Source organism: Candidatus Nanosynbacter sp. TM7-076 (assembly GCF_022828325.1).
Lineage (GTDB): Bacteria > Patescibacteriota > Saccharimonadia > Saccharimonadales > Saccharimonadaceae > Nanosynbacter.
This window is the reverse complement of the sequence record NZ_JAJQJS010000001.1, coordinates 1-18,623: the sequence shown is the minus strand read 5'-3', so window position 1 is coordinate 18,623 and position 18,623 is coordinate 1. Positions and strand designations below refer to the sequence as shown.

The window sequence follows — 18,623 nt, the reverse complement described above, 5'->3', positions numbered from 1 at the left end:
ATCGTCGCTCACATTTTCTCCTTAATCAGATTATTTAAGCTCTGGCGCAAATTCTGAGACAAAACCTCATCGCCCGACGCCTCGGCCTCTCTAAGCTGCGTTAATAATTGATTCTTTTTGTTTTCGCGATGTTTGATTGTTATCTGTCTGACTAGCCGAGCCATCTCTTCGTCCAAGCTTTTTTGCTCCCAATTGGCGTAACGACTTTCACTTTTCAACTGTACTATTTTCACATACTGTTCGATTTTTTGCAAGTCCAGCGGAACCTCGCCCAAATCCGCGTCGGGGTTCTTCCGCAAATAACCAATCAATTGCCGTGCGTTGTCATCATCCAACATTTCGCCAGAAACCGCCGCCAACCAACGCCGCACAGATTTTTCACTCGCTGCCAACCCCGCCAGCATATCCTCAGTTTCATCCTGAACCGGAGTCGGTTTTTCTTTCTCAATTTTTGCCTTTTTCAATTGATGTTCAGCAACTTTTTCATTCGACAATTTCGCCTTCAGCGCGGTAATTGACGCGCCAGTTTTTTCAGAAATCACTGACAAATAATGCTCTTGTTCCACCGGATCTTTCAAACCTCGGACAATCCTCAACGCAATAGTCGAAAATCGCCGCTTGCCTTCCGCCGACTTCAAATTCTCCATTTCCGCGTATCTGGCAATCACCCAATCCACCGCTGGCTGAGATTGGTCAATCGCCGCTTGCCAAAGCGCTGAATCTTTTTGGATCAATTCGTCTGGATCTTTGACGCCATCAGGCAAACTCACGACCTCCAGCTCCACGCCGACTTCCTGCGCCAAATTGATAGCGCGTTCCGTTGCATTAACTCCCGCTTGATCGCCATCAAACGCCAAGCGAATCCGCCCCGCCAATCGACTAAGCGACTTCAAATGTTGCGTCGTCATCGCTGTACCAGAGGTCGCAACTACGTTTTTGACGCCCGCTTGATGACTGCTAATTACATCCAGATTGCCCTCAACAATCACCGCCACATCGCTTTTTCGAATCGCCTCCTTGGCTTGATGCAAACCAAAAATATGTCGTGACTTATCGAATAACAGCGTTTGTGGCGTGTTCAGATATTTTGGCGCGCGCGGATCGTCACGAATAATCCTGCCCGTAAATCCCACAACTTCGCCATTACCATCGCTCAAAGCCACCATCATTCGCCCGCGGAATAAATCGCCACCAAACCGATTCGACAAGCCAGCGTCCGCCAATTCCTGCCTAGAAAATCCTCTTTTTTCCAACGCTTTCGTCAATGTGTCGCCATTCTCCGGCGCATAGCCAATCAAAAAATCACCAATCGTCTGACGATTTAATCGCCGTTTTTTAACCACATAATTTAACGCTGTCGAATTTTTTACCAAATTCTGCTGATAAAAATTAGCTGCTAATTTAAGAGCTTCCCTAGCCCTGGCGCGGCGCTTGGCTGTTCGTCCGTCGCCGTTAGAAAACAAAGTCAGATCAACGCCCGCCTTCCGAGCCAAATGTTCCAGCGATTGACGAAAATCCATTCCTTCCACCATCATCACAAACGTAAAAATATCGCCACCTTTTCCAGAAGAAAAATCGTGCCAAATCTGCTTTTCTGGGCTAACCATAAAGCTTGGGGTTCGCTCGTCGGTAAACGGACTTAAACCCTTCAAGTTGCGCCCCGCTCGCTTCAACTGAATATACTCACCAATCACATCCTCGATGTTCAGTCGCGCCCGCACTTCTTCTTTGGCATCATTCATATTTTTATTATATCACTCTTTACCTCTGTTATTGTTTGTGGTTAAATAGAAATATGTATCCTGACAATTTGAACAACCAACCTCAAGGTATCGATTATCTGAATCAAATTGCCACACCTCCGCCAGCGGAAGGTTTTGATAAAAAAACCAAAATCATCATCGCTATTTTGAGTTTTATCGGCTTGATAACCCTGATTGCGATATTTGTTTTTTCACAAGATTCCATGCCAAACGCCAACCCGTCACAAGTTGCGGCGCGCGTTAATAAACTGCTCACTATTTCCAAAAAATACAATAATAAATTCCGCTCGACCAGTTTACAAACCACCAATAGTTCTCTGGTTGCAGTGCTGACCACTGCGAATACCTCAATGGGCGAAGCGCTTCAAGCAACCGGCGTCAATTATAAGGAAAAACAGAAAGACATCCTCGCCTTAGATCCGTCGGAAAAATTAGAGAAAAAATTGGACGAAGCTCTTCTGAACACGCAATTGGATATTACCTATGCTCATGAGATGAATGTGCAAATAACAGATACAATCAACATGATGAAAAAGGTATACAAGTCCACCAAGTCAAAAAAGATGCGCGAATGGCTAGTAAAAACTGCTGGCGATTTAGAGAATATTCAGAAGCAGATCAATCAAATTATTAAGGCAGATTAGGCTTCCGAGACTAATCGATAGCTCAACCTAGCCAAATCAAAGACCTCTTCGTCAGTCAATTGACCCGAACAAATAATTGTATTCCAATGTTTCTTGTTCAAGTGATAGCCTGGTAAAACCGTTTCGTATTTTTCTCGTAAATTCTGCGCCAACAACGGATCGCATTTTAGGCTTACTCTGAGCGGCTTTGAGCCTTCCCTCACCAACGCCACCATTTTCCCTGCACCGTCATTATCTTTACCAAACTTATATACCGCAACATCCTCGCCAAATGGATAATCCAGCCATACGCCCGGCAAACTCAGGATAAATTCTTCAAATTGTTTATGTGTCATACCTTTACCTTTTTCAAATAATATTCAAGTTCCATAATACTGCCGCGGATATCTTCCAGTGCTCGATGATCTTCTGGCTTGGCGAATCTCTTACCGTATTTACCTTCAAACACCACCTTCCATGCACTCACATCCAACACACGATAATGTAGTTTTTTTGACAACGTCGGCCACCATTGGTCAATAAATCGACGATCCTGATGGATTGAATTGCCCGCTAACAAAATCTTCGTTTCACCCGCAAAATGCTCATCGCAAAACGCCAACAATTCGCGTTCTATTTCCGCCAAAGGCTTGCCCGATTCATTCTGCTCCTCCAGCCCGCGTCGCGCTTCCGGATGCTCATTCCAAAAACCAGCATTTCGGTCCAACAACTTAGCCAGCTTTTCCGAATCGTGGCGCACAATTCCTTCGTACGTCGCAATTTCCTTAAAATTCCAATCCGTCACAATTGCCGCCACTTCCAAAATCTCATCACGCACTGGATTTAGTCCAGTCATCTCCAAATCCACCCACAAAATCTTTTTCGGCTTAAAACTTGCTTTCATATCTTTATTATACTACTTTTTGGCATCGTAGTAATCTCGAGAAAACCGCTCTGGCACCTGTCTTAATAGCCTTTCAACAACGTCATCAAACTTTGCCGCACCACCAAGCTTCAGGCGATTTTCTCTTTCAGTCCGAAGGGATTCAAGCACGCCATCAGACGGGACAAAATCCGTCTCATTCACTAGATAATAATACATCTCAATAGCACTCATATCTTCACAACCATATGGTATCATTCCATAAAACTTTAGATTTTCCACATAGCGTTCGGCCAATTCGTCGCTGACTTCTAACGCCTTACCTAGCTGTAGCGCTTGCATGAAATAATCACCCCTTGGATCACCATAAATATCATCTGGCAATTGAACACTCTTGATGGTTGCATAGTCAATCCCCTGAACTTGCATATCAGACAGAAGCCTCACTGCCTTGAGGGCTAATTTATTGCCAATTCGATAGCCATAATCAATGTCGTGTTCAAAAACTGTCGGTCTAATAATATGCTCAGCAGTATCCAACACTGCTTGAGTGCTAGCCAATAGCCTCCAAGCACCGTTGTTCTTGTGTATGAGCACTTGATTGATTGTAAAATCATGCCGCCTCATAAACTCGGCAGTAGATTGTACAGACTCCGCGCCATAGCCATTCATTGCATCACGTGGCGAAAAACGCATTGAAAGATCGCTCGCTACCGCCCGAATCTCATCTGGATCATAATCGCCACCAGCAATAACTTCTTCTAAAATTACCAAATCGACATCGCGAGGAGGCGGTAACTGACGGTCGCTATGAACTAGAGACTCCAAAACCTGACGAGCCGCCCCACCCTTTACACCAATAAATGGCGGTAGTTCGTCTAGACCAAAACCCAAATTAGCCCGCTTAATAGCATCGGCAGGTAATTTATATTCATATATTTCATTGCAGCGAGCTTCCGGGTTGCCAGGCTGCTCGCAATCATAATATTTCAGCTGGCAGCTAATTCCTCCAAATTCTACGCAGCGCTCGCCGCTATCAAGCACTTGCAAGGCGCAAGGTTGATGCATCTTCGCCTCTATATCACTCGGAGTCGGGCTTAATTTTTCCATGCTCGCTATTATAACATAAACGATTTAAAAAGTCAATCAAAGAAGTCCTCTCATCACGCACTGGATCTAGTCCAGTCATCTCCAGGTCGATCCATAATATTTTTTCGCCTTACTCATACTATCTATTATACACTCGTTATCTGTTTATCTGACCATAAAAAGCTTCTTGCTGCTCGCTCGTTAACACATTCTGCACTTCAGCCCAAATCTTAGCCTCCGCCTCATGGACATTGTGACTATTTACCGCAGACCCGTCTAGGACCTGATGCAATTGACCCTTGGTGATAACTCGCTGATGTTGTAAATCAAACAATACTCTTACTTGTTTATTAGCCTTGTTTTTCATTGCGTCCACTATCAGCGCGATTTGCTCATCTGTTATGGCGGGGATTTTTTGCTGCCGCTCTGGACCGAGTATCAGCGAGCCGACTTTCGGCCGCGTCACACGAACCAAGTCACCATTAGGAGCAACTCTATCACCAAGGGATTCAGACACAGCGCTGCTACTCAAGGCTTGAGCAACTTGATTCTTGGTTACTGGTAAAATTGTGTTGAGTGTGTATCGACGACCATCACGCGCATCATACCACCACGGTAAAGCCAGGGCCAACTTCAACGCCTCCGAGCCCATACGTCGCACTAAGCTGTGCGAACTAATTTCATACTCAGAAATACCACGTTCGCCAGTATGAACATTCTTGTATTGATTAACCATTGTTCGTCCAATGCGCCGACTACCAGTTTTGGCATACAATAATTCCTGAAACCCGCGCACCAAAGCCACCGATATATTGTGTTTTTCCTCGCTGTTTAGTTCACCCATGTCGATATCGTTTGGATTAACCGACAGGCGCCGACATATTTTACTAAATTGATAGTGAATATTATCCGCCTTATTGGGATCAATACCATTAGTCAGGTAGACGTCATTGTCAGTACGACAGCCGTCATAAATCTCTCTGGTTTTCAAAAAAGCATCGTATTCGGCAAAAAAGTCATCTGTTGTATCGGGGCTGACAAATTCCTGGAACAATTCCTTTGGTTGATGCCAGGCGGCAAAGCCACCACCCGAGACGGAGGCTGCCATGGCCGATAATGCCAACACTTCACGTAAGCTTCCCCCATTCTTAATCATTTCTGCTAATGCCCGAGACAACTCTGGTGACAATGGCAAATTATCCATAAACTCACCAATTTTTGTGATCTGCCCCTCTCCATCAATTGCTTCCAGGGTTTCCAGCAAATCGTACGACTCTTGAATAACTTTTTTACTAGCAACAGGATGCATCAGGTATCGGTTCAGATCCTCAAAATCACCATTCAGATGGATAGCCGACAAAACGTTGCGCACAATATTCGTGTGATATATCTCCGGTGGAATATGCTGTTCACGGGACGCAATATCATAAAATCCTTTCAGCTCATCTGGCAAATAAATCTTATCGTAAGATATCGGACGGGCCAATACAAACTTAGCGCCATCAATATCACGACCGCCCCGCCCCGCCTGCTGCATCAGCTCTGCTTGAGTACACAATCGAGGCGGTAGCCCTTCTGCACCTTCTTCGCCAATCTCCTTACTCTTCGTCAGTCCATTCGATAGCACCAAATCAACCTCAGGGATAGTGATTCCAGACTGTCCAGCCGAGGTCGAAACGATGACAAACGACTCATCTTCTGCTGGTTTGGCAGTAAAAATCTCTCGGCGCGCAGCTTCTGATATGCCAGAATGTAGTTTGAAAAATCGTATTTTCCCGGATTGATGGAGAGTATGACGTTTGATTGACGCAATGGTCTCATCAATACTCCTCACGCCTTCAACAAAGATTAGTGATTTTTTCGAGTCCTTACCATATTCAAGGTAGGCTTCGGATGCGGTATTCACCTTATCTTCTTCAATATCAATATCATGCGGCCGACCCTTAATGGTTACGACTGGTAGTTCTGACCCATTAATATCTTCGTACATCGCCTGAGAAACTTCTGTATCAGGCGTGGCACTAGAAAAAGCCATATGCCATTTGCCGGTATTCTCTATCGATTTTGCCGCCAGAGCGGTAGCAAATTCCATCTCCAAATTGGCTTCATGTATTTCATCAACCAGGATAAGCGTCTTCTCGTCCTGCCAGTCGCTAGAAAATTGTTCCAGCTTTTTCGTAAACGTTGCTGGAGTCATGAAACAGAGCCTAGTGTCCGGCGTCGCTTCAGTGGCACGTCCGTGAATCTTGCCCACCAAGTGATTAGGATATTGTTCGCCAAGCTGTTCACGCAAACTCTTCTCGACATATTCAGTAACATTATCGACGATAACCCGCCGCGGCATCAACACCACGACACGATCAAACCGCTCCAGTGCATACTGAGCGGTTTGTGTCGTTTTACCACTACCCGTCGGTCCGCACAGCCAGGATATTTTACTTTCCGATAATGTGTCTAATATCTCTGCTTTGTGCTTATATGCAGGTAGTTTTTTGTCACCAAGATCATAGTCAGCAAAAGGAGTTTCCGGTAGTTTACTGTACCGTTCCCGCAATTCTTTTAAACGCTGTCGCCTCTGTTCGGGCGGTTCACCATAACTATACGACGGTTGACTGGGTCTTTCAATATTTCGACTCAATAAATGACTACTGCTAGGTTCTTGCGATCTACGTAAATAGCTCGGACGCCGAACTCCATCTTTCACACTACTCTCTCCTTTATACTCACATTGTAGATAGGAGAAAGTAAAATAGCAAACGTAAGCGTCTTAGCTTTTTCTTGTCTAGTTTGTCTAACTTAAAAAACGAATATTTGTATAGCAAATCGCAATTCGTATTACACTGCCGCCTCCCTTTTGCATTTATGTTACTTTCAAGCGCGCTATGATACACTGGTGTCATGACAAAACGCATCCTACTCAAATTATCAGGTGAACAACTTCAAGGCGAATTCGCCAGCGGCTTTGACCCAAAACGCGCTCGCTGGATTGCTGAACAAATTCGACCAGCTATGGACGACGGAGCTGAGATTGTAATTATGGTTGGCGGCGGCAATTACGTTCGCGGCAATCAAATCATCGGTCAAGGAATTCAACCTGTTTCTGCTCATAACATCGGGATGCTTTCTACACTTATGAATGCCATTGCGCTGGCTGACGTATTGAATGACGCGGGGCTGCCAACTCGCGCATTGTCCACAGTCGAAGTCAATCAATTTATCGACCACTATACTTTCCGACGCGCCATTAGCCATATTAAGAAAAACCGCATCGTAATCGTGGCTTGCGGCACTGGCAGACCATTCCTGACTACTGATACCGCAGCGTTAAATCTAGCACTGGAAATGCAGTGTGATGCCGTGGTTAAAACAACGAAAGTCGACGGAGTTTATGATAAAGATCCCATGAAATTCCCTGACGCCGTAAAAATTGATCATTTATCTTACCAAGAAGCCCTAACAAATCCTAACATTGCCGTTATGGATAAGGCGGCAATTGGACTAGCCATGGACGAACACATTCCAGTTGTAATTTGTGATTTGCTTACAGACGGAAATATTCTCCGCGCAACCCGCAGAGAATCGGTAGGTACACTTATTAGTTAAGTGCTTAGTCCTTTTTCTTGTCTAATTTATCGAGTTTCAAGAAGTGAACAATTGCATATACAACAAATGCAACGGCTATCAACGTAATTAACGAGCTAACGAACGCGCCGTATAAAAACTCACCCCTACGTCCAGCAATTTCAACCGTGAATGAAGCTGATTGCAATCCTTGTTGAGAGCCAACAATCAACTGTACTAACGGATCAATAAATGCCGTCACCAACTTTTTAACCGTATCGCCAGCTGCAGTACCGATTGCCAAACCTACGGCCAAACCAACAACACCCTGTTCACGGATAAAGTTTACAAACCCACCCATATGAGTGTCTTTTATAGCTGCACTTACAATTTTCTTTTCTTTGATGGCGGCAATTTTTTTAGCAGCTTTAATGCTCTTAGGGGTCAATTTTTTAGCCGATTTATCAACACTAGGTTTTGTCATAATAAATTCTCCTTTTATTATTTATTATTGGATATTATATCTTATTTGGTGCCACGATTCCCAAAATAGCCAGTCCAGCCTTAAGAATGTCGGCATAAATTGCCACGATTCCTACACGATGTGCCTCTTTGTCGCTACCAATAACCTGATTTTTCTCGTAGTAACGATTAAATTCCTGCGCCAATTCAAACAAATATGTACAGATATGATGAGGCTCCAAACTTTCCTTAGCACGATCAACCACATCCACGTACTCACTCAATTTTCTGACCAGCATTTTATCCTCGTCAAACAACTCTGTTGGAAAGGCAATTTCTTTATCGGATTTAGCTAAAATACCTCGCGCTCGGGCATGGGCGTATTGCAAGTAGCTTCCCGTATTTCCCGTCAAACTTACCGCGTCATTAATATCAAATATGACGTCGCCGCCGATCTTCACTTTCAAGAATTGATAACGAAGCGCGCCAGCGATCACATCGTCAGTTGGTTCACCGCCAGCATTTTCAATTGCCTTCTTAAACTCATCGAACAGCCAGCCAATTGTAACAACCTCACCTGTTCGCGAACTCATTTTTCCAGTCGTCAATTTAACCAAGCCAGTTGCGTAATTGAACAATTTTCCTTTCAAGGCTGGAATCGACAATTCACTAGCCGCAATCACGCCACGGAAGTATGCCGCTTGTTCTTCGCCGTTTACTGTAATTGACAAGTCCAGATTCGGGTAGTCCTTATACTTCAACTGAATCAATCCCATATCATGCGCCCCATAAAGACCATTGCCATGAGATCCAATAAACACGTTGTCGAATGCGCCGTATTTGCTGCCCTTAAAGACATATGCACCGTCAGATTTGGTAAACACCTCTGGAGTTTTCTCTTTAATCAGAGATTTTCCCAATTCTTCAGTTTCGCTCTCAACGTAACGTCGCTCAATCGGCACGTTTCCAAGTCGCCCAACATTAGAATCGATTTCGTCAAAACTCCAACTTTTACAGATTTCGTAAACTTGTTTATATAGCGGATCATCCAGAACGAATGATTGCTTAGCTAGTTCATCAATTTCCGCCTTTGCCTCTGGAGATTCTTTCGCCGCACGCGCACCTTCAACGTACATGCGACTCATAAATTCATTTCGCTTATCAGCTGGGATTTCGTTCAATTTATTTACATCGCCGTCAATCTCACGCAAAATCGCCCACATACTTTTACCGACATGCGTTCCGACATCACCGTGATAACTCACTCGATGTACAATTGCGCCATCAACCGCCAACAAATTAGCCATCGTGTCTGCCAAAATCGCATTCAAAGCGTGTCCGATGTGCATAGCCTTAAATGGATTCGGGCAATTGGTTTCAATTACAACCGTCTGACCAGCGCGCTTCGTTGTTGGCTCTTTTTTCAAAGAATTTAGAACGGATTGATCGCTCAGTTTTACATTGATAAAACCTGGACCAGCCACGCTTACTTCACTAAACTCTTCTTCTTTACGCAGATTCTCAGCAATCATCTCCGCAATTTCGCGCGGATTCTTCCCCAGTGGCTTAGCCAATTGCAATGCCACATTTGTAGCAAAGTCACCAAACTTCGGATCAGGACGCGTCAATTGTACCGATATATCTTGATCAAAAAGTTGCTTCACTACTTGAGAAATAATCTGTTCCATACTGTCCAGTATACAACAGAGGTGGATTATTATCTAGCTAAATCCCTACGCTGTTTCGTCAAGTTCTTCCAGTTCCAGGCTTAATTTTGTCGCCGAACTAGGACTGGCACCCTTAACGTGTTGCAACACATATGTCAACGCCGACATATCGTCTCGACTCAATACACCTTCGGTAAGTCCGTGAATATCTTTTTCTTCAGCCATTTTATTCCTTTTTGTTTTAATTTTTTATACAGTAAAATGATATCACATTATTTTTATTTTGTCAATAACTAGAACCTTGCGACCACTTACTTGGCTTTATTTTTGTCCGATCGGCGCTTATATTCTTCTGCTATAACCCTACCTATTTCGCTGTCTTTTAAGTACTCTTTACATGACGACAATAAACACGATAATAAACGCTCGGATGCATCAGAATCCTCCATCTTTGGTTGCGGCTTTTCGTCAATCGCTTCAGATAATAAACGATCGGATACATCAGAGTCCTTCATCTTTAGCGCCTTCCTGTATGAATTGCTAAACGCCGCAAACATACTGTCTTCATCTTTCATGATTCTAATAGTAAGTTTCTTGTCCTCTGACGATACGTAAACAAATATCAAGTCTGCGCCAGATTTCAATGCCGTATGAATCGCTGCAGAGCCCATTTCACTGCGAGGCTTTGAGCCTACTGAGTCATCCGCTGAATATCCAGCCAAAACCAAAGACCCACCATCCTCAACAAACTTAACCGCTTCTTCGTAATGGTCTGTTGAAAAGTGAACTGGTTTTTTACTCTTTTTATCTACCCATTCATATGGCACACCAAAAAAGTTTTTAGCGCCAAACGCAAGATACTGTATAGCCTCTAGGTTGATTCCGCCAACGCCCTTCTTAATCCAATCTCTATTAGTCGACGCTACGCCAATATTAATTTTGTTCAACAAAGACGCCAAATAACTAGCCGTAGGAACATCCTCTCCATTGAAATGCGTTGGCGCTATAACACTTCCTTTACCTTCTTCTTTAACCCTTTTAGCGGCTTCAATTAAGATATCTTCGCCAATTATTTCAACTTCCTTTTTGCCATGCATTAAGCCCATTAGTAGCTTAAGTCCAGAGGAAAGCCGAACGTCTGTTTCTGGCAGTCCCAACTCTTCTCCAGCTGCCTCAAGTTTTTCTACCGCCGAATTGTTAGTTAGTCCAAAAGGTTTGCTGTGCTTTTCTCGTTTACCGCACACCCATTTCTTAAGAGAACCAAGCGCAACCGACAGAGAAAAACCCTCTCTCTGTGGCTCAGTTTCTTTCATAGCCTCAGATCCTGAAAAAGTCTCAATTGTTTTCATGATACTCTTAATTATACAACATAATTGGCTATGTTGTCAATAGTAAACGCTGCTCGAAACTCTATTCGCAACCGTCACAAATAGTCAAACTTGCTGGGTCAACTGGTGCCGCAACAGTGCCATTCGACTTTGCTTGATCATCAGCCGCTTCTTGCGCCGCTTTAAGAGCTGCGTCAATGGCACTCAATTTTTCTTCCAAAGTCATGTCATCAGTAATAATCTGATTTGCGTTCATTTTCATTTTCCCCTATATTTAGTAGTTACTTAACTAATTTTACGCTAGATATAGTGCTTATGCAATAAAATGCAGCCAATTGCCCGTTGTAGTTTTTTCATCAAGTTCACCAATTGGCGCAACGTATATTTGCGGATTTTGGCAACGTGGCATAAAATCAGCCAACTTCTCTTTATAAGCCGCCATTGCCGCCTCTTTCTCAGATTCTGGGAGTTCAGTCACGTTAGTTTTTAAGAAAACTGCTCGCTTTTTATCATCCCAAACCACAAATTCCGCCTTACCGTTTCGAAACGCATTTTCTGAATGGCGCGCAGTCGGCTCTGATATCCAAATTATCGAATTACCAAAACGCGCAAAGTGCAGCGGCGTTACCAGAGGCGTTCTATCAACATTCACCGTTGCCAACACACCAACTTCGACTGTATCTAATATTTCTTTCGCTAATTCGTTCATATCATCAACTCCCATTACTTCGTGGTATTAACTTCGTAACTAGTGTTTGTGCTTTCAAAGAAATTCACCAATTCCAGAGTATCATTGGCAGCTGCCATCCATTTGGCTGGATTTGGCACGTTATATTCAGGCTCAAAACCTAATTCTTGCAAGCGACGGTCAGTCATATGCATAACGTATTGGTTCACATAATCAGCATTCAATCCCAAAATTCCCTTTGGCAACATATCCTTATTGTAAGCCTTCTCAAGCTCCACCGCCTGCAAAATCAAGCCGCGGATTTCTTCTGCGAATTCCTGTGTTTGCAATTCTGGATTTTCGTCCAAAATTGTCAAAAGCAAATTGATACCAAACGTCAAGTGAAGATTTTCGTCGCGAGTAATCCAGTCTAGCAGCGAGCCAACATTGCGCAACAAATTACGCTGACGGAAGCTCATGCCGACCATAAAGCCTGAATAGAACCAAATTCCCTCCAGCACGATGTTATATGCCACCAAAGACCTAACAAAGTCCTTCTTGCCTTCCAGAGAATAAATATCCAAATTCGGATCAAGCATCACGTCCAAATGCTTATTCTGGAAGTCAGCCTTATCAGCCAATGATTTTTTACCAAATCCCGCAGCGTAAATCTCCTCGCGATCAAACGGAAATGTCTCAATAATGTATTCAAACGTCATGAAGTGATTAGCTTCTTCCCACATCTGTTTTGACAAATATAGTTGAGCTTCCGCCGCGTTCACGTATGGATAAATACCAAACGCCAATGATTTATTGATCAATAACTCGTTTGGGTTCAAATAGCTAATAACTGTTTTCAATGCGTGTTTTTCATCGTCAGACAATTTTTCAAAATCTGCCAAATCCTGAACTAATTGGACTTCGTTTGGAAACCACGTGTTAGCCACTGCTTGATTATAAAGATCATACGCCCAAGGGTAACGAATTGGGTGAAGTGATAATCCATCGCGTAATCCTGAACCTAAAATTCCCATCTTAATTTCCTCCTTATTTATTAATTTTCGCAAATCCAAATCCGCGCACTTTACTATTTGTGCGGACTTTTTGTTCTGCAATTTTATCAACTGAAACCGTCGTTTGCTCCGACTGATGACGCGGCTTAACGTGTAGATAATATGTCGTCTTCAAGCCACGCTTCCACGCTTCCGAATAAATCTTCACATATTCATCAATATCTCGCGTCTCCAGGTACATATTTCGAGAAATCGCCTGATCGACCCATTTCTGAGCCCTAGCCGCCACCTCAATAAACGCGTACGGACTGAGCTGAAAACTTGTTTTATAAACATCCTTGATATTCTGAGGAATACCGTCAATATCTTGAATATCGCCTTGCGCCGCAAAAATCTCATCTTTCAAATTGTCCCACAAACCAAGCTTCTTCAAATCGCGAACTAAATTATGGTTCACTTCCAAAAACTTACCGTTCAAAGTCGAGCGACTGAAAATCTGCGCAAATTGCGGATCAATTCCAGGAGTCGTTCCCGCCACGTGACCAATGTTAGCCGTCGGCGCAATTGCCATAAGAGTCGCATTTCGCATTCCCTTCTTCACTTTCTTTCGCAAGCTATCCCAGTCCAGTCGCGTCTTTTGGTCTATTTTCACCTTCACGCCGCGATCTTTCGACAGCTTATCAACCGTATCAATTGGAAGGGTTCCCTTGCTCCAACCACTGCCCGCGAATGTTGGATAGCTGCCCAATTTTTCTGCCAAATCAGCCGATTGATCAATGGCGTGATAGCTAATGAACTCCGTCAATTGATCAACCAAATCGTACGCTTCTTTCGATTCATAACAATAGCCCAACTTCTCCAACACGTCAGAAAGACCCATAATCCCGAGGCCAATCGCTCGAGTTTGCTGATTCGAATGCATCGCTTCTGGAATTGGCGTTTGAGTGATGTCGCACAAATTGTCCAATTGTCGCACCGCCGCACGGGCCGCCTCTTTCAATCTATCCCAATCCCAGGTCTTATCCTCACCAAGAAATGCCGACAAATTAATACTCACCAAATTACACGTCGCAATGTTGTTTTTATCCTGCGGCAATGTAATTTCCGTGCACAAGTTACTGAGGTGAATCGTACCCGTATTGTTATTTAATGCTCGCACGTTAATCGTATCTTTCCAAGTCAGCCACGGATGTGATGTCGCCTGTAAGCTGGTCAAAATGCGCTTGAATTGCTGACGAGCTGGAACTTTATCAAATGTTCGCAACTTCCCAGCTTCCGCCATCTTGATATATTCTTTATATCGCGCCGAAAACGTCTCGCCATATAATTCCGTCAAATCTGGAGTTTCCGCTGGATCAAACAAATACCAATCTTGATCTTTTTCTACTCGCTTCATAAATTCGTCAGAGATAAATACCGCGGTATTTGCAAATCTGGTTCTTAGATATGGATCGCCAGAGTTTTGACGAAGATCGACAAATTGATCAAAATTCAGGTGCCAGTTTTCCATGTAAATTGCAGCCGCACCAGCCTTCTTCCCCTTACGAGAAACCGCAAAAAGCGCCGTATCAATCATCTTCATAAATGGAATTGGTCCAGTCGATTCAGTGTTGGTGGTTTTAACTGGACTACCTGCCGCACGTAACTTTGTAAAGCCAATGCCAATTCCGCCCGTACCTTTAGCAATCCACATTGTGTCGCGAACAGCCTTAGCAATTGACTCCATATCATCATCGACATTAAGCAAAAAGCAGTTACTGAGTTGTGGAAACGAGCCGCCAGCATTAACTCGCGTTGAGCCACCCGGAACGTACTCCAAATTACTCATGTGATTATAAAACTCAATCGCCGCAGTTGTTGGGTCAGATTCGTTATAACTAAGTCCCATAGCAATACGCATGTGCGTAAACTGAGGTGTTTCAATTGGTGAACCGTTTTGCTTACGAAGAGCGTAGCGGTTTTTATTGGTAACCACACCCAAATATTTACTCAAATCATCACGCGCTGGATCAAGTTCCGCCGCCAGCTTTTTCAAATCAAATCGACCGTCGGCCATGCGCTTATCTAGCAAACCTTCTTTTACCGCCGCCTTAACGAACTTCGGAAATTCGCGCGCATGAAGCTTTTTCAATTCTTCCGCCGTTTCATAATCGCCCAAAATCTGCTTATAGACAGTTTTCAGTAATAATCGTGCCGCGATTTTATCGTAATCTGGGTCGTCCTTAACGTTTTGCAAAACTGTTTGAATGACAGCCTCGTCCAATTGCTCGGTCGTAATTCCATCAAATAATGTCAATTGCAATTCAGTCGCAACTTGAACAACTTTAGAAATTTGGTCCGGCAAACCTTCGCACGCTTTTAAAATAGCCGTGTTAATTTTATTAGCATCAAACGGCTCTTTCGTTCCGTCGCGTTTGACTACGTTAATTTCTTTCACATACCCTCCTTAATTTCCCCTCTTAAAAACAAACCACCAACACCTCATCTGGTGGCTTATCTTCGTAGCTTGTGTTTTTGTTTATTTATGGGCTCGCTATATATATAGCGTACAATAATAACTATAGCCGCTATATCTAGTGTTTTGCAAGCTATTTAGTAAAAATTACAACCTATTTTTGCTATAATCAGATACGGTATGAAATTTGTCTCAATGCGCGACGCCACTTATTTTTTGGACGAGTTAATCACCCATCCGCCCGAAAAACATAATCGGCTGGTATATGTAGCGCACATTTTGGAAACCCTTGGTAGTCCGCAAAATCAAATTCCCGCCATCCACATCGCTGGCACCTCCGGCAAGGGTTCGACTGCTTATTATGCTACCAGTTTACTGAACCGGGCTGGTTATACCACCGGTACATTAGTGTCGCCGCATATTGCCAGCGTCGCCGAGCGCTCGCTTATCAACGGGCAGCCGCTGCCTAAACAAGAATATTTGCATTATTTTCAAGCGTTTGCCAATCTTTACACAGTACACAACCTGCATCTATCGTATTTTGAATTTTTGACGATTTTTAGTTTTTGGCTATTTAAGAAAATAGACGTTGATTATATCATAATTGAGGTTGGGATTGGCGGTCGGCTAGATACAACCAACGTGATTTTCCGTTCGCCAACTGTACGCGTCATCACTGATATCGGACTAGACCATACGGAATTATTAGGCAATACTCTGACAGAGATCGCCCAAGAAAAAGCTGGTATTATCCATCAAAGCGATTCAGTCGTGATGAACCGACAAACTTCTGAAATTGAAACGATTATTCGGCAACATGCAGAGTCACAGCACTCACAGTTCTCTATTGCTTCGCCAATTATTGACGATTTTCTGAAAATACTGCCGGATTTTCAGCAGCGGAATTGGACATTGGCGTACCGCGCCGTTGAAAAGCTGCTGGCGCTAGATAAAAAGCCGCCTCTGCCAAAAGAGGCTCTGAAAAAATCTGTACATATCACTATTCCCGGACGGTTAGAGAAGCACAATGTTGATGGAGTTGACATCATATTTGATGTTGCGCATAATCCCCAGAAAATCCGCGCCTTGATTGATTCATTACGAAAAATATATCCAGAGAAAAAGCCTGTTTTCGTGGCAGCATTCGGGCAGAATAAGCAGTTGTCGTTGGCGAAATCACTCTCCATGATTGACAACTTGGCACAGCTGACTTACGCCACCACGTTCAGTACCGATTACGGTAAAAACCACCGCAACGTACCGCCAGAAGCCATCCGCCGTGTTATGAAATCTGCAGTCGAGATTGAATACAATCCAGACAGAGCTCTCACAAAAGCCATCAAGAAAGCCCAACAGCTTGATACGTACGTCGTTGTTACCGGGTCGTTTTATTTGGTGAGTGAATTTGCGGCAAGGTAGATCATTATAATGTTCGGAAGAATTTAACAAAAACATCTTCTAGCTTTTCCTGCTGAGCCGCACCGCTTGCCATAAATTGTTTGGCACCAGGCGTTGCGTTTACCTCTATTACGCCGTATTCGCTATCTGATTGCGTAATATCCTTACACGCCAAATCAACCCCACATATTCGTAAATCAAAGATTCTTGCCACCCTGACAGCTAGATCTCGCCACCGCTGATGCATAACTTCACCGACATCAACTGGCGTTCCTCCTGCTGATAAATTTGATATATCCATCAAACGAACATCTGCGCCTTCCGGTATAATATCGGTCATAGACAGACCCATTTTCCCTAATTTATTCATAATTATAGGTAGCTGCCTTTCAAAATGTATATCTCTACCAGAATCTACTAAGGTCTTATGTTTCAAATCAATTAGCTGTTCTAAATTACTTACTCCATCACCCTCAACAGAAAAAGGTCGTCTCTCATAGGCATTAACTACCTCATCATCAAAAACCAATATGCGATAGTCAGGCATTTTTAATTCTTCTTCAATGACAGCTACTTTAACACGTTCCTCGTTATACTGATTAAGAAGCTTATCAAGTTCTTCGGCGGTTTCAACTCTAGCTACACCAACTCCTTGAGAACCTCTGCTAGGTTTAACATAGACAGGAAATCCTAAAGATTTATCAATATAGCCAAGGGCTTCTTTTGTGTCACGCATAGAGTGATTAAACTGCTGACGGTCTGATTGACGCAGCATATCCGCCCACCAAGGTAAAAGAAATTCAGAACCTCTTGCACAATTTATGCCATTTTCTCTAAGCAAAAACTTTGTATACCCCTTATCATTAGCTAATTGCTCTGCACTTCCTGAATTAAACCCAGGATCATGTCCATATAAAACTCTGTGTTCTCCAGAATTATACTCAATTGACGCCACATACCCATATTCAGGTTCGATAATAATATCTTTTATCTCTGGTAACTTACCAGCATTATATGCGTCTATCAAAATATTGATTAAGTACGTATAATGTTCTCTTGGTTCTATACGCTTTTCTGTATGATGCTCGTATATTTCCATAATACCCCCTCAAATATCTCTTGGCGGAAGGAGAGGGATTCGAACCCTCGAACAGATTGCTCCGTTACACGCGTTCCAGGCGTGCCAGTTCAACCACTCCTGCACCCTTCCTTGTTGATAATTATACCACAACTTTATTGCCCCTTATGGTTGCACTTACTGATGTTCATTCTCTATAATAAGTCAAAGATGAAAGAAACTATTCCACCACGCATTAGGCTTGTTAATGTCACCAAAAAATTTGGCTTTGGTGATGCTGAGATTCGTGCCTTAGATAACGTCGATTTAACCGTTAAAAAGGGCGAATTTATTGCTATTATGGGCCCAAGTGGTTGCGGAAAAACTACTTTATTAAACACCCTTGGACTATTAGACCAGCCATCAGAAGGTGAATACTATCTGGACGATGTTGCTGTCGATAATCTCAGCTCACGACGACGCGCCAAAATTCGCTCCAAGCACATCGGCTTCGTTTTTCAGAATTTCAATCTTATTCCTCGCCTGACTGTAATTGAAAACGTAGCGTTGCCGTTAACGTATAAAGGGCTTGGGAAAGTCAAACGACTCCAAGAAGCTAGCCGCATTCTAAAAACTTTTCATCTGGGACAGCGCGAA

General features: G+C 43.4%; 18 protein-coding genes and 1 tRNA gene. 4 read left to right on the top strand and 15 right to left on the bottom strand.

Going from position 1 to position 18,623, the window contains the following annotated elements; genetic code table 11:
• Positions 1-8 precede the first annotated feature (8 nt).
• Entirely contained in the window at positions 9-1,742 is a 1,734-nt protein-coding gene (gene dnaG / locus LRM47_RS00095; RefSeq protein WP_243822339.1) for a DNA primase, read from the bottom strand.
• 53 nt (positions 1,743-1,795) lie between these two features.
• Between dnaG and LRM47_RS00090 the strand changes: the two genes are divergently transcribed.
• Positions 1,796-2,407 (top strand): hypothetical protein, encoded by a 612-nt coding sequence (locus tag LRM47_RS00090; RefSeq protein ID WP_243822338.1) that lies wholly within the window; start codon positions 1,796-1,798, stop codon positions 2,405-2,407.
• On the opposite strand, the gene LRM47_RS00085 is transcribed toward LRM47_RS00090, so the two are convergent.
• The 4 genes from LRM47_RS00085 to LRM47_RS00070 form a co-directional block, all read right to left on the bottom strand.
• Entirely contained in the window at positions 2,404-2,742 is a 339-nt protein-coding gene (locus LRM47_RS00085; RefSeq protein ID WP_243822337.1) for an MmcQ/YjbR family DNA-binding protein, read from the bottom strand. The genes LRM47_RS00090 and LRM47_RS00085 overlap by 4 nt on opposite strands.
• Positions 2,739-3,290, bottom strand: coding sequence for an oligoribonuclease (gene orn / locus LRM47_RS00080; protein WP_243822336.1), 552 nt, complete (start codon positions 3,288-3,290; stop codon positions 2,739-2,741). Before orn ends, LRM47_RS00085 begins: the two co-directional genes overlap by 4 nt.
• A gap of 12 nt (positions 3,291-3,302) precedes the next feature.
• Positions 3,303-4,379 (bottom strand): hypothetical protein, encoded by a 1,077-nt coding sequence (locus tag LRM47_RS00075; RefSeq protein WP_243822335.1) that lies wholly within the window; start codon positions 4,377-4,379, stop codon positions 3,303-3,305.
• A gap of 136 nt (positions 4,380-4,515) precedes the next feature.
• A complete protein-coding gene (locus LRM47_RS00070) occupies positions 4,516-7,062 on the bottom strand; it encodes a helicase-related protein (protein WP_243822334.1) in 2,547 nt (848 codons plus the stop codon).
• Positions 7,063-7,256: 194 nt separating this feature from the next.
• On the opposite strand from LRM47_RS00070, the gene pyrH reads away from it, so the two are divergent.
• The gene (gene pyrH, locus LRM47_RS00065; RefSeq protein WP_243822333.1) at positions 7,257-7,961 is read left to right on the top strand and encodes a UMP kinase; all 705 of its coding nucleotides are present in this window, start codon (positions 7,257-7,259) and stop codon (positions 7,959-7,961) included.
• 4 nt (positions 7,962-7,965) lie between these two features.
• On the opposite strand, the gene LRM47_RS00060 is transcribed toward pyrH, so the two are convergent.
• The 8 genes from LRM47_RS00060 to LRM47_RS00025 form a co-directional block, all read right to left on the bottom strand.
• Entirely contained in the window at positions 7,966-8,403 is a 438-nt protein-coding gene (locus tag LRM47_RS00060; protein ID WP_243822332.1) for an MscL family protein, read from the bottom strand.
• A gap of 34 nt (positions 8,404-8,437) precedes the next feature.
• Positions 8,438-10,069: an arginine--tRNA ligase gene (gene argS, locus LRM47_RS00055; RefSeq protein WP_129632080.1), complete on the bottom strand. Its 1,632-nt coding sequence runs from the start codon at positions 10,067-10,069 to the stop codon at positions 8,438-8,440.
• A gap of 45 nt (positions 10,070-10,114) precedes the next feature.
• Positions 10,115-10,273 carry a hypothetical protein gene (locus LRM47_RS00050; RefSeq protein ID WP_165000039.1) on the bottom strand — a complete coding sequence of 53 codons (159 nt, stop codon included), beginning with the start codon at positions 10,271-10,273 and terminating at the stop codon, positions 10,115-10,117.
• Between the two features lie 86 nt (positions 10,274-10,359).
• Positions 10,360-11,397, bottom strand: a complete 1,038-nt coding sequence (locus LRM47_RS00045; protein WP_243822331.1) for a hypothetical protein — start codon at positions 11,395-11,397, stop codon at positions 10,360-10,362.
• A gap of 61 nt (positions 11,398-11,458) precedes the next feature.
• On the bottom strand, positions 11,459-11,632 hold the full coding sequence (locus LRM47_RS00040; protein WP_165000010.1) for a hypothetical protein: 174 nt from the start codon (positions 11,630-11,632) through the stop codon (positions 11,459-11,461).
• Between the two features lie 57 nt (positions 11,633-11,689).
• Positions 11,690-12,085, bottom strand: coding sequence for a pyridoxamine 5'-phosphate oxidase family protein (locus tag LRM47_RS00035; RefSeq protein WP_243822330.1), 396 nt, complete (start codon positions 12,083-12,085; stop codon positions 11,690-11,692).
• Positions 12,086-12,099: 14 nt separating this feature from the next.
• Entirely contained in the window at positions 12,100-13,077 is a 978-nt protein-coding gene (locus LRM47_RS00030; protein WP_039327939.1) for a ribonucleotide-diphosphate reductase subunit beta, read from the bottom strand.
• 13 nt (positions 13,078-13,090) lie between these two features.
• Positions 13,091-15,493, bottom strand: a complete 2,403-nt coding sequence (locus LRM47_RS00025) for a ribonucleoside-diphosphate reductase subunit alpha (RefSeq protein ID WP_243822329.1) — start codon at positions 15,491-15,493, stop codon at positions 13,091-13,093.
• A 198-nt stretch (positions 15,494-15,691) separates the two neighbouring features.
• Between LRM47_RS00025 and LRM47_RS00020 the strand changes: the two genes are divergently transcribed.
• Positions 15,692-16,930: a bifunctional folylpolyglutamate synthase/dihydrofolate synthase gene (locus LRM47_RS00020; RefSeq protein WP_243816660.1), complete on the top strand. Its 1,239-nt coding sequence runs from the start codon at positions 15,692-15,694 to the stop codon at positions 16,928-16,930.
• 4 nt (positions 16,931-16,934) lie between these two features.
• Here LRM47_RS00020 and LRM47_RS00015 read toward each other — a convergent pair whose 3' ends face one another.
• Both LRM47_RS00015 and LRM47_RS00010 read right to left on the bottom strand, forming a co-directional pair.
• The gene (locus LRM47_RS00015; protein ID WP_243816661.1) at positions 16,935-18,008 is read right to left on the bottom strand and encodes a hypothetical protein; all 1,074 of its coding nucleotides are present in this window, start codon (positions 18,006-18,008) and stop codon (positions 16,935-16,937) included.
• Positions 18,009-18,029: 21 nt separating this feature from the next.
• Positions 18,030-18,119, bottom strand: a tRNA-Ser gene (locus LRM47_RS00010).
• Between the two features lie 78 nt (positions 18,120-18,197).
• On the opposite strand from LRM47_RS00010, the gene LRM47_RS00005 reads away from it, so the two are divergent.
• Positions 18,198-18,623, top strand: a 426-nt coding sequence (locus tag LRM47_RS00005; protein WP_243822328.1) for an ABC transporter ATP-binding protein, incomplete at its 3' end; no start/stop codon positions are given.